General features: G+C 68.6%; 9 protein-coding genes. 7 read left to right on the top strand and 2 right to left on the bottom strand.

What is annotated here, in order from left to right; all coding sequences use genetic code 11:
• The first annotated feature begins 1 nt into the window (after nt 1).
• The 4 genes from BM394_RS13740 to BM394_RS13755 all read left to right on the top strand — a co-directional run bounded on the left by BM394_RS13740 (nt 2) and on the right by BM394_RS13755 (nt 3,432).
• Entirely contained in the window at nt 2-649 is a 648-nt protein-coding gene (locus BM394_RS13740; RefSeq protein ID WP_092978477.1) for a TetR/AcrR family transcriptional regulator, read from the top strand.
• Between the two features lie 62 nt (nt 650-711).
• Nucleotides 712-912 carry a ferredoxin gene (locus BM394_RS13745; RefSeq protein WP_092978479.1) on the top strand — a complete coding sequence of 67 codons (201 nt, stop codon included), beginning with the start codon at nt 712-714 and terminating at the stop codon, nt 910-912.
• Complete coding sequence (locus BM394_RS13750) at nt 909-2,096, top strand: NAD(P)/FAD-dependent oxidoreductase (protein WP_092978481.1); 1,188 nt, start codon at nt 909-911, stop codon at nt 2,094-2,096. Before BM394_RS13745 ends, BM394_RS13750 begins: the two co-directional genes overlap by 4 nt.
• A 94-nt stretch (nt 2,097-2,190) precedes the next feature.
• A complete protein-coding gene (locus BM394_RS13755) occupies nt 2,191-3,432 on the top strand; it encodes a cytochrome P450 (protein ID WP_092978919.1) in 1,242 nt (413 codons plus the stop codon).
• A gap of 210 nt (nt 3,433-3,642) precedes the next feature.
• Here BM394_RS13755 and BM394_RS13760 read toward each other — a convergent pair whose 3' ends face one another.
• On the bottom strand, nt 3,643-4,305 hold the full coding sequence (locus tag BM394_RS13760; RefSeq protein ID WP_092978484.1) for a pentapeptide repeat-containing protein: 663 nt from the start codon (nt 4,303-4,305) through the stop codon (nt 3,643-3,645).
• A gap of 258 nt (nt 4,306-4,563) precedes the next feature.
• On the opposite strand from BM394_RS13760, the gene BM394_RS13765 reads away from it, so the two are divergent.
• The 3 genes from BM394_RS13765 (at nt 4,564) to BM394_RS13775 (ending at nt 10,127) form a co-directional block, all read left to right on the top strand.
• Nucleotides 4,564-8,139: a patatin-like protein gene (locus BM394_RS13765; RefSeq protein ID WP_092978488.1), complete on the top strand. Its 3,576-nt coding sequence runs from the start codon at nt 4,564-4,566 to the stop codon at nt 8,137-8,139.
• Between the two features lie 175 nt (nt 8,140-8,314).
• Entirely contained in the window at nt 8,315-9,259 is a 945-nt protein-coding gene (locus BM394_RS13770) for a CPBP family intramembrane glutamic endopeptidase (RefSeq protein ID WP_092978490.1), read from the top strand.
• 343 nt (nt 9,260-9,602) lie between these two features.
• Nucleotides 9,603-10,127, top strand: a complete 525-nt coding sequence (locus tag BM394_RS13775; protein WP_092922102.1) for a YflT domain-containing protein — start codon at nt 9,603-9,605, stop codon at nt 10,125-10,127.
• Nucleotides 10,128-10,453: 326 nt separating this feature from the next.
• Here the strand turns inward: BM394_RS13775 and BM394_RS23040 are convergent, their stop codons facing one another.
• Entirely contained in the window at nt 10,454-11,290 is an 837-nt protein-coding gene (locus BM394_RS23040) for a CAP domain-containing protein (RefSeq protein ID WP_092978493.1), read from the bottom strand.
• Between the last annotated feature and the right edge of the window lie 723 nt (nt 11,291-12,013).

The following is a 12,013-nucleotide window of genomic DNA, read 5'->3' on the forward strand; positions in this document are numbered from 1 at the left end:
CATGACTGGCAGAACCGTACGGGAAGAACGCATCAACGCCACGCGGCAGGCGATCCTGCTCGCGGCGGAACGACTGTTCGCCGAGCACGGCGTACTGGCCGTGTCCAACCGGCAGATCAGCGAGGCCGCCGAACAGGGCAACAACACCGCGGTCAGCTACCACTTCGGGACCAAGGCGGACCTGGTCCGGGCCATCGTGCGCAAGCGCAACGAACCGGTCGAGGGGCTGCGCATCGAGTGGCTGAAGGAGATCGGCGACAGTCCGCGGGTCCGGGACTGGGTCACCTGCCTGGTGCGTCCCAGCGCCGACAACCTGGCGGCGCTGGACAGCCCCACCTGGTTCGCCAGGTTCAGCGCGCAGGTGATGACCGAGCCCTCGCTGCGGAACATCGCCGTCGAGGAGTCGCTGAGCTCTCCGGCCATGCACCGCATCCTCGACGGACTGCACCGGTGCCTTCCCGAACTGCCGGACGAGGTACGGGCCGAGCGCTCCGACATGGCCAGGCAGCTGATCGTGCACACCTACGCCGAACGGGAACGTGCCCTCGCGGAGGGAACCCCCACCCCACGGGCCAGCTGGCAGGAGGCGGCCACCGGGCTGATCGACGCCATCACCGGACTGTGGTTGGCACACGTCACCGAGTCCTGAGCACCTGCCGGGCTCCACGGTCGCGTGGCGGGCGAGACCGATACGACGAGAAGGGAGTACCAGTGAAGATCGCTGTCGACGAGGAGAAGTGCTGCGGTGCCGGGCAGTGTGTGCTGCTCGCTCCGGAGGTGTTCGACCAGCGCGACGACGACGGAGTGGTGATCCTGCTGGACGAGCGGCCTCCCGAGAACCTGTACGGCCCGGTCCGGGAGGCCGCGGCCGTCTGCCCGGCCGCCGCCATCGAAGTGGGCGAGGGCGCATGAGCGAGCCGAGCAGTGTGCTGGTGGTCGGTGCCTCGGCAGCCGGGCTCGCCACGGTGGAGTCCCTGCGACGCGGCGGGTACTCGGGAACGGTCACGGTGGTGGGTGAAGAGGAACACGCGCCCTATGACCGACCACCCCTGTCCAAACAGGTCCTCTCCGGCAGCTGGAACCCCGAGCGCAGCAGGCTGCGCACGGAGTCCGCGCTGGTCGAAACCGGCGCCGAGTTCGTCCTCGCCGACCCGGCGGTCCGGCTGGACCCGGCCGACCGCACCGTCCACACCGCATCCGGTCGCACGCTGCGCGCCGAGGCCGTCGTGCTCGCCACGGGACTTCGGCCGAAGCGGCTACCCGGTTGGGACGCGGCGGGTGTTCACGTGCTGCGCACCCTCGACGACTCGCTGCGGCTGCGGGCAGAGCTGGCGCGGGCGCGACGTGTCGTGGTCGTCGGCGACGGCGTGCTCGGATCGGAGATCGCCGCCACCGCCCGCGGCACGGACTCGGGCGTCACCCTGGTGGGGCCGCAGGCCGCACCCATGACCGACCAGCTCGGTCCGCGTGTCGCCGGGATGCTGGGCGAGCTGCACGCCGAACGGGGCGTTCGACTCCGCCCCCGTGCCGGTGTCGAGGCGCTGGAGGCGGACCACGGCCGGGTGACGGGGGTTCGGCTGGAAACCGGCGAGACGCTGCCCGCCGACGCCGTGGTGGTGGCGATCGGCGCCGCCCCCGCCACGGACTGGCTCGCCGACAGCGGACTTCGACTCGACGACGGGGTGGTGTGCGACTCGCGTTGCCGCGCGGCGGCGGGAATCTACGCGGTCGGTGACGTGGCGCGCTGGCACCACGAGGGACTCGACGAGTCGATGCGGCTGGAGAACCGGACCAACGCCACCGAACAGGCCGCTGCCGTGGCCCGCAATCTGCTCGGCGCCGATCGCCCCTACGCGCCGGTTCCGCACTTCTGGACAGACCAGTTCGACGCCAAGATCCAGGTGCACGGCGTGCCGCACGCCGAATCCGAAGTGACCGTCGTGGAGGGCGATCCGGCCGAGCGCCGTTTCGTCGTGCGCTACACCAGGCAAGGAACTCCGGTCGCCGTGCTCGGCTGGAACAGGCCCAAACAGGTCCGTGCGCATCGCCAGGAGGTCGTCGACACCTTCGGCGTGCCCGCCCTCGAACCGAACTGATCGTGCTCACCCCGTTCGCACCGTAAGGACGGGACGGGGCTCCGTGCCGCCCCACCACCGGGAATCCGTGTCCCGGATCTCATTGGAGGAGTTGATGACCAGCACGTTGGATTCGGCCGACCAGCACGCGGCCGAGGTCCCCGAATACCCCATGAACCGGGCCGAGGGATGCCCGTTCGACCCGCCGCCGCACCTGCGGACCATGCAGCGGGAGGCTCCGTTGCGTCGGGTCCGGTTGTGGGACGGCAGCACACCCTGGCTGGTGACCCGTTACGGCGAGCAGCGGGCACTGCTGGCCGATTCCAGGATCAGTTCCGACCCGACCAACCCCGGCTATCCGGCTCCGGCACCGGTCAGTGACGAGCACAGCGAGGGCTCCCCCGTCAGCTTCATCCTGATGGACGATCCCGAGCACGCGCGGCTGCGCCGCATGGTCACGGCCCCCTTCACCATCAAACGGGTGGAGGCGATGCGCCCGTTCGTGCAGCGGATCGTCGACGAGCGGATCGACGAGATGCTGACCGCCGACGAACCGGTGGACCTGGTGGATGCCTTCGCGCTGCCGGTCCCGTCACTGGTGATCTGCGAGTTGCTCGGTGTGCCCTACTCCGACCACGATTTCTTCCAGCGCAACAGCAAGGTCATCGTCCACCGGGACTCGACCACCGAGCAGCGTTCCGCCGCCCTCGGCACACTGGCCGAGTACCTGGACGGGTTGGTGGGCGAAAAACTCACCGATCCGGGGGAGGACCTGCTCTCCGACCTGGCGGCGCGCGTCGAGTCCGGCGAGCTGCCGAGGCGGGAGGCCTCCCGCATGGGCGTGCTGCTGCTGATCGCCGGGCACGAGACCACCGCGAACATGATCGCCCTCGGCACGCTGGCCCTGCTGGAGAGCCCCGAGCAGCTGGCGGAGCTGCGCGAGCGCAGCGACGACTCCGAACTGGTCGCCTCGACCGTGGAGGAGTTGCTGCGCTACCTGCACATCACCCACAACGGTCGGCGTCGGGTGGCCCTGGAGGACATCGAGATCGCCGGTGAGGTCATCCGTGCCGGTGAAGGGGTGATCGTGCCCAACGACATCGGTAACCGCGATCCCGACGCCTTCGCCGAGCCCGACCGGCTCGACATCCGGCGCGATGCCCGGCACCACATGGCTTTCGGGTTCGGGGTTCACCAGTGCCTGGGGCAGCCACTGGCCAGGATGGAGCTGCGGGTCGTCTACAGCACGCTCTACCGGCGGATCCCCACCCTGCGGTTGGCCACCGAGCGGGAGAACATCTCGTTCAAGCACGACGGTTCGGTCTACGGGGTATACGAGCTGCCGGTCACCTGGTGACCCACTCCGATCGTCGCCCATGGGGCGGGCCTCGGCCTGTCGTCGTTCCGGCCGGGGCGGGTCACCTTGCCAGGGGTGTCGATCTCTCGCGAAATCGTCGCGCCGCTAGGACGTGGTGCCGAACTCCCACCACTCGCGCGGTCGGCACCGTCACCAGCACCTCCAGGCGAACCGGGCAGGCATCCGAGTCCCGTTGTGGCTCCCCGCGTCTCAGTCCCGGATCCACAGCCCGACCTCGGTGGCCAGCAGCACCGCCGTCGAGGCGGCCTGGTCCACCGAGATCCGTGCCCCGTTCATCCGGGACAGCCCACGCGTGTTGTCCAGTGTCGATCCGCGCAGGTCGCAGCCGTTCGCCCCACTGGGATCGAACTCGGCGTCGTCCAACGCGCAATTCCGGAGAACCACGTTCGACAGATCGCCGGTGAACACGGTCTCGCGCAAGTCGCACTCGTCGAACACGAGCAGACCCTTGACTTTGTTCACGTGGATCATCGCGTAGTCGAACCGGCATTCCGCGGCGTAGACGTCCAGCGCCGATTCCAACGAGATTCGCAGTCCGATGGCCCGACTGCGTTCGAACTCGACCCGTCTCGCGTGAACCGCCTGCCAGGAGGCGTTGGACAGATCCGTGTTGCCGAACCGGACGTCGGAAAGCACCAGCCGTGCGAACCGGGATCCGGAAAGGTCGGTGTCGCGGACCAGCGCACGCGCCAGCTGTCCGCTCCCCTCGGCACCGGCGCACTCGCCGGAGGAAACCCTGATCTCCTCCTCCTCGAACTCGCCCCGGAACGTCACTTCCCTCGGGTAGAGTCGTTCGACGTCGAACTCGGGACGTCGCATCCGTTGCTCGTCCGACAGCTCGCGGAACTCCACGGCAGGATGCTATTAGGGCTTCCGCCGCCCGGTTTCCCCGGCGCTCGCTCGGCGGGGCCGCTCATGGCTCTCGCCGTGGTCGTCCCCGGACTCGGGCAGCGCCGCACACCTCGTCGGGCTGTCCTCGCGAAGTCACCGTGGTTGGCGGAAACGGCGGAACACGCCATGCTCGGTTCGGCCGTTCCCGCCGGCGCCTTCCGGGGGTAGATTTCGGGAGGTGCCAATCAATCGGCCGGTCGATCGAGAGGCGAGTCCGAAGTGTCCAGTGGTGAACCCAACTCGCATTCCTCGCGGCAGTTGCGACTCGCGCTGGCGTTGCGTGGTGGCGCCAGCATGGCTGTCTGGATCGGGGGAGCGGTAGCCGAGATCGACCGGTTGCGCCGCTGGGCCCCGGTGGAAAGCGCCGGAGCGAAGCGGGCGGAGGAGCGCCACCCCTGGGCCGAGCTGGCCGAGCTGGCCGGTTACGAGTCCGTCGAGGTGGACGTGCTCGCCGGTACTTCGGCGGGAGGTCTCAACGCGACACTGCTCTCGGCATCGTTGGTCTACGGCATGCCGTTCACGACCACGCGCCGCGCCTGGATCCGCCTGGCCGACCTGGAGGCGATGGCGCGCACGGTTCCCCGGCCCTGGCAGCCCAAACCGGAATCGCTGCTGGAGGGCGACGAGTACTTCCGTTCGGAGCTGACCGAACTGCTCACCGAGCAGATCGGCCGCGAACGGCGGACCGAACCGGTCGAACGCGTCGAACTCCTGCTGACCGCGACACTGCTGGACCCCGTGGCCGAGCGGCATTTCGACGCGGTGGGCAGTGAGTTCGGCAAAGCACGCAGGCGAGCGATGTTCCGGTTCCGGCACCGCGGGCGGCCGGGCGAACCGCTCAGCGACTTCGGTCCTGCCGAGCGGGCCCGAACCACCGCGCGGCTGCTCGCACAGGCCGCCAGAGCCACCTCCTCGTTCCCGATGGCCTTCGAACCCGCCGTGTTCCGCGCCGACGATTCCGGCGACACGCCGGGCCACCGGAACAGTGATTCCCGGGACGGTTCGGTGCCCAACCTGTACGGTCGGTTCTCCGAGATCGCCGCCTCCGAGGAGCAGCGTTTCCGGGTGATCGACGGTGGAGTGCTGGACAACATCCCCGTCACCGCTGCGGTCGATGCCATCCGGCGCGTCGAGGCCGACGCGCCGACCGAACGCTGGTTGCTCTACCTCAATCCGGAGCCGGACTCGCCCGGTGCCGAGACCCGTGGCGAACGGTTCGCCCGAGCCGTCACCGCGACGGCGCTGCGGGCGAAACTCGGCCAGGAGAGTCTGCTGACCGACATCGACAGCATCGGCAGGCACAACGACTCGGTACGCCGGGCCGTCGGCCGCAGGGACGCCGTGCTCACCGAACTAGCCGTGACACCGCGATCCCGCCGCGCTCGCTTGCTCGGCGACCGGGTGCGGGCGGTTTCCGCCGAGTACGCCTCACGGCTCGCCGAGAGCAGGGCCTTCCGGGTGCACGAGCTGCTCACCGCCCCCGAGGACACCACCGGCACCCCGTTGCTGGACCCGATCCCGAAACAGCCGCTGCTGGAGTGGCCCGCGACCGCGTGCACCGGGCTGCGCGATCGACTGACCGAGCAGTACCGCTCGCGCGCCCTGCGGCGTCCCGGTGAGGTCTTCGACGACGTGCGCACGCTGCTGTCCGCCGTGGACGAATGCCTGCGCTGGGTCCGCGAACTGGAGGCGCACCGGCGGTCCCCGCGGATCGCCGCCGTGAAGGCTTCGCTGTACCGACTGCGCACCGTCGCCGAGACCGTGTGCGGGCACACCGACCGTTGCTGGATCCACGCGGCCGGTACCGAACCCGTTTTCGTGCGGGCCGAGCTGGACGGCTGGATCGAGTGCGTGCTCGATCGGCACCACAGGTTGCAGCACGCGCTGCCCTCCCCGGTGGGGGCGCTGCTCGCGCCGCTGCTGGACAGCGTCCTCGACGAGAGGGGGCTCGACGAGCGGAACCCCGATGGCGGGAGTGCCGAGCCCGGGGAGCACGGCGAGGGGAACCTCGACACCGCCTCGCTCGACAGTGGGGCCGAGCTCGGATCGCTGTTTCGGCATCGACTGGCGGAGTTCAACGCCGAACTGTCCGCCATAGTGAACTCCTCGGGTGTGGAAGCCGCCGAGAACGACGTCGGCGTGGACGCGGTCGCCGAGAGCTGGGCCATTCTGGAGCGCCTGGTGGGTGACCTGATGGCGGCCCTCTCCCCGGGCGATCTCGTCGAGATCGACGGGGTGACGCGCTCGCTGCTCGAACTCGCCGCCGACGTCGACCCGATGCGGCTGCTCCGCGATCTGGTCGTACTCACCACGCCCATGCAGGTCGACACCGGCGCGGATTCACACATCCTGCTGCACCGCCTGGCCGGTGACAACTCGAGCCCGTTGCCGTTCACCGCGTTACGTGACTCGGCGGGTGAGATCCCGCTGGCGGACAAGGTGCGCGGCTCCGGTCTGGGCAACTTCGGTGCCTTCCTGTCCGCCAAGTGGCGTGCCAACGACTGGATGTGGGGCAGGCTGGACGCGGTGGCCGGTCTGGTCCCCATGCTGATCGAACCGGACCGATTGGTCCGGCACAACGAGCAGTTGGGAGCCGACGGTCTGGGGGACGCGCTGCGGCGAATCCTCAGCCGGCCGACCGAGGCGGAACTGGGAGAACTCGACGAGACCAGCGCGAGAAAGTGGCACGAGTTCCTCGCTGAGCGCTGGGCGGAGCACTCCGGCGCGGTGCGGACCGAGCTCGAGGCCCTGTTCGCCAACCCCACCGATGAGCACCCGCTGACCGTGACCCGCCGTGCGGTGGTGGAGCGGTTGCAGTGGACGGTTGTCGCCGAGGAGATCCCGTTCGTGGCCGCCGTCGGCTCCGGGGCCGACCCGAACGCGGGCGACGCCCGGGCGGTACGGGATCCCGAATTGCTGGACCAGCAGGTACGTGCCTACGACGTGGGCAAACAGCGTCCGAGTGACCTGGAAGAACGGCGGATGGCTTCCCTGGCCACCCGTTGCGCGCTGCTCGCCCACCGAGCGCTGCTGCCCGGCTGGCGGGGGTTCCGCCGGTCCCTCGCCACCGCGAGCATGATCGTGCTCAAACCGCTCTCGATGCTGCTCGCCTTCGCGCTCGCCGCTCCCCGCCGTGCCGCGCTCGGCACGGCGCTGAGCGGCACGGCCGTCGCGTTGACCGAATTCATGCGTTCCCCGGTGATCGGCTCCCTGTCCAGTGGCGAACTGTCCAATGACGAGTCAGCCTCGCCAGGCGCGAACGAGTTCGCGTTCATCACGATGAGCGAGGCGCGACGGATCGAGGAACTCCAAACCTGGCGCTGGCTGCACGTGGTCGAGATGTCCGACTCGTGGCCCGGGGCGGTGGGGTGGATCGCCGCGCTGCTCGCGGTGGTAGCCGCGCTGCGCTGGGGATGGTTGAAGACCTCCGGTACGGCCGCCCTCACCCGAGCGTTGTCCGGGCTGGCGGCAGCCGGTCTGCTGGCCGCCGTCGGCTGCTGGTTGTTCGGTCTCGGAGTGCGGTTGGGACCGTTGGGGCTGACGCTGGTCGGGGCCGCGGTCACCTGGTACGCCGCCTTCGCCCTGCGCACGGCCGGCAGAGTGGGCGCGACTGTGCTCAGCGCGGTGATCCCCGGCCTGCTGTTGATTCCCGCGCTGCTGCAGAACTGGTCGGTTTCGTTCTGGCTCCTGGCTGCGCTGCTCCTCACGGCCTGGGGGCAGACGATGTTGTTGAGCATCGCCGATGTGCTCGAACCGCGACCGCGTGGTTCGCTGGACACACCCTCGCGCACCTGACCGGGGAGGCGCTTGGCTGAGAGTGCCGCCCGCGCGCGTCGTCATGGGACGGTGAACCGAGTTCTCCTAGGATGCTGTTGTGGCCGACCCCGCTGCTTACCCCTCCCACAACAGTGGTGACTCCCGACCGGTGTCCCCAAGACGCCCTCCGCCGAAGCCAGGCTTTCCGGCCCCGGTGCCGGAGGGAACGCCCTTTCACCTGCTCGCGCGCAACTCGGCCCATCGCTGGTGGCGCCCCGTCGTGGCGCTGCTGGTGTTGCTCGGCCTGACCCTGGCGGCCTCGGTGTTGGCCGCCGTGCTGCTGGTCGGGATGATCGTTTTCGCCGGGCCGTTGGGGACGCTTAACGTCGTGCTGCCCCCGGGGCATCTCGTGGAAGTGCTCTCGTCACCGTTGCCGACGCTGTTCCTGAGCTTCGCCGTGCTGATCGCGCTCATCCCCCCGGTGGCGCTGACGGCACGATGGGTGCAGCGGCGTGGCTTCGGCAGCGTGGTCGGGGTCCTCGGAACGCCCCGGGTTCGTTGGTTCGGCGAGACGATGCTCTGGGCGCTGCTGGTGTTCGGCGTGCTGTTCGCCGCGATCATCACACTGCAGCTGATGTCCGGGGCGCCGATGCCCGCTTTCCCCGGTTGGCGACGCTATCTGGCGGTGGCGCTGCTGGCCGTGCTCGTGGTGCCGGCGCAGAGTGCCGCGGAGGAACTGTTCTTCCGCGGTCTGCTGCTGCAGACGCTGACGGCCTGGTTCCGCACCCCCTGGCCGGGGATTCTGCTGTCCTCGCTGGTGTTTCTGCTGGGCCACGGCTACACCGACCCGCTCGTGTGGGTCGAGCTCTTCCTGATGGCCACGATCATGTGCTGGCTGAGCATCCGCACCGGAGGTCTGGAGGCGGCGGTGGCCATGCACACCGCCAACAACGCGCTGAGTCTGCTCGTCGCCGGACTGAGCGGGGTTCCCAGTACCGAGCAGTCGGGGGACTACCCGGTGATCCAGGTGATTCCGATGATCGTCGCGGTGCTGCTCTTCGCCTGGGTGGTCGATCGCCGAGCGGCACGTCGTGGAGTCGGGACCGTGGTCGGCGGCCGGGTCCGGATCGATCCGGTCACCCTCGCGCCGCGTCACTGATCCGTTCGGGGCTCTCGCGGTCCCGTACCGTCCCGCTCGCATCGGGGGAGGGGCATATCAGGGGCCGGCCATGTCAGGGACCGGCCATATCGGGGCCGGCCGATTCATTACCGATCGTTCCCGAACGGCGGGGCGATCATCATGGACGCTGCCCGCCGCGGCGGGCGAGGTAGACTGGTGGTGAAGGGACATTCGGCAGGTTTCGGGCCGTGCCGCGGTGCGAACCCGGCTCGTACGAGCCGGGGAGCAACGTGGTCCGGTCACCGGAGCAACCGGTTGTGCCTCGTGAACAACACTGACGACGCTCCTGCGCGGGACGTCGGTCTCTACGGAGGTGTCTACGGTGAGCAGCCTGTTTCCCGGCTCCGCCCGGTCGGCTCCGGGGCTTCCCAGCTTGCCCACGCCGCCGACCGGTTGGCCGATAGGTTCCTACGGCACGTACGAGGAGGCGCAGCGTGCCGTCGATCACCTCGCCGACAACAATTTTCCGGTGCAGGAAGTAACGATCGTCGGGGTCGACCTCATGCTGGTCGAACGTGTCACGGGACGGTTGAACTGGGCAAGGGTGCTCGGCAGCGGAGCGCTCTCCGGGGGTTGGTTCGGACTGTTCATCGGGTTGGTGATCAGTATCCTGACGGTGCAGGACCCCTGGTTCGGTCCGGTGCTGGTGGTGCTGGCGGCGGGGATCGTTTTCGGTATGGTCTCGGCCGCGATCACGTACGCCTCCATGCGCGGTCGCCGTGACTTCTCCTCGTCCAGTCAGGTCGTGGCCGGACGGTACGACGTACTGAGTCAACCCAGCCACGCCGAACAGGCCCGGGACATGTTGGCTCGACTCGCCATGGGCGGCCAGGCTTCGCAGCAGTGACCCATCTACTCGATGTCGGGCCTCGCCGGAGCGAGAGCCCGCGAGAGGTTCCGCCACGGGAACGACTACGAGAACCGGGTCGACGAAGTACTACTACCGACTGTGCGTGAGTTTCGCACAGCTGTCGGGGAGCCGGCGGATGTGTCGGCGCGGCAGTCGACACATCCGTAGCTTCGCCCGCCGGGACGACATTCGGCGGGCCGCCACCTTCCGGTTCCCGCGACGAGTCTGTCCTTGATCGTGCCGGGCCGCGTCCCGCTGTGGCCCCTGGAGCGCTGGGAGATCGGAGTGCTGGGGTATCGGAGTGCTGTGACACCGGACCGATGTCATTCCGTTGAGTCGGTCTTACCGAACATCTGGGTCCAGTAGTGGGTCCACCGGCTTTCCCGATCGCTGGCGTATCCCACACCGAGTTCGGTGAACGAGCAGTTCAGGATGTTCTGCCGGTGTTCCGGGCTGCTGAGCCACTGCCGGAACGTCTTCACCGCGTCGGCGTTGCCCGCCGCCACGTTCTCTCCCACGTAGACCGAGGGATAGCCGGCTCGGTTGGCACGATTGATGTGATCGGCACCGTCGGCGCTCCGGTGACCGAGATAGTCCTGCCGGGCCATCTGTGCGCTGTGCCGCTCCGCGGCATCGTTCAGCGTCTCGTTCAACCGCAGGTCCGGACAATCGGCCCGGCCGCGCGCCTCGTTGGTCAACCGGAGTATCCGCTCGGCCTTGCTGAGACGGTCCGCCTCACCGGGCTCGGCAGTATCGTCTGGTTTGGCAGTGTTCCCGGGCCGCTCGATCTCGCCGGAAGAGTCGGCCTCGCCGGACGAACCCGGCTCGTCGGGCCTGTCGGTCTCACTCGGCTCGTGGGTGCTCCCGGTATCGTCGGGCCGTTCATTCCCGCTCGCGCTCTCGGTTGTTCCGGCAGCGGCGGACTCCCCGGTACCGTCCGGTCGTTCGAGCTGGTCGATCTCGTGTGGATCGTGGAACTCGTCGTCGCTGTCGGTCCTGTCGGTCCGCTCCGGCTCGGTGACCTCCTTGGTGTGGGCGATCTCCTCGGCCTGTTTGGTCGTTTCGGCGTCGTGTTGCTCGGCCGGGGCCAACTGCCACGCACCGAGCAGCAGTGTCAGTGGTGCGGCGGCGAGCAACAACCGTGGCGGTGTCCTGACCATATACAACTTCCGTCGTTCACCTGTGCTGACAACGGAATTTGTACCGCATCCGGGCGCACGCACGTACTCAATCGGCTCCGCCGGGGGATAACCGACGCCGTATTTTCACCCGTCGGGGGAATGGTTGCCTTCCCGGACCGGCATACACGCGAGGCGTGTTCGCACGGCTCGGCGAGCACCCGGACCGGCGGAGCAGTGGCTTCCTCGCGGAGTTCGCGTTTCCGCGGAATTCTTCGGCGGTGTGGCCGCGGTTCACACCGGAACGCGTCCCCGAGGAAGTTTCAGAGTTGACTCGCGATGATCACGAACAGCGTGAGAATCCAACCGTTGATCAGTGTGAACAACAGGGCGAGTTTGTTGGTGACCAGACGGGGCATGACGGTACTCCCATTGTGCAGATCGAAACGATTTCCGCGTCCGGTATGAACCGCCGGACGAACGGGATTCGCCGCACGATGTGGCCCGTGGTGTCTCCCGGATGAATCAGTACGTCACGGATTCCCCGCGCGCGGGTGTGGGAGTCACGTGCCACATCGCGCCGGGTTTTCGTTCGTGCCGGACGTTTCGCCGCTCTCGTGGCCCTGACGACGTCGCTGCCCGCGCCGTCGCCGGCCGGGTCGGTCCCGAGATCCGTCCACACCGAATGTGTCGCACGATTCCCTCCCAACCACGATCTTCGAGTCCGTGGAACTCCACGGAACGGTTTCCCTGGGTCAGCGACGA

This window comes from Actinopolyspora lacussalsi subsp. righensis (assembly GCF_900116555.1).
In the GTDB taxonomy this organism is placed as follows: Bacteria; Actinomycetota; Actinomycetes; order Mycobacteriales; family Pseudonocardiaceae; genus Actinopolyspora; species Actinopolyspora lacussalsi.

What these genes read in the sequence shown, in the direction of transcription:
- BM394_RS13740 (WP_092978477.1), top strand. Translation starts at nt 2, where the DNA reads ATGACTGGCAGAACCGTACGGGAAGAACGCATCAACGCCACGCGGCAG.
- BM394_RS13750 (WP_092978481.1), top strand. Translation starts at nt 909, where the DNA reads ATGAGCGAGCCGAGCAGTGTGCTGGTGGTCGGTGCCTCGGCAGCCGGG.
- BM394_RS13755 (WP_092978919.1), top strand. Translation starts at nt 2,191, where the DNA reads ATGACCAGCACGTTGGATTCGGCCGACCAGCACGCGGCCGAGGTCCCC.
- BM394_RS23040 (WP_092978493.1), bottom strand. Translation starts at nt 11,290, where the DNA reads ATGGTCAGGACACCGCCACGGTTGTTGCTCGCCGCCGCACCACTGACA.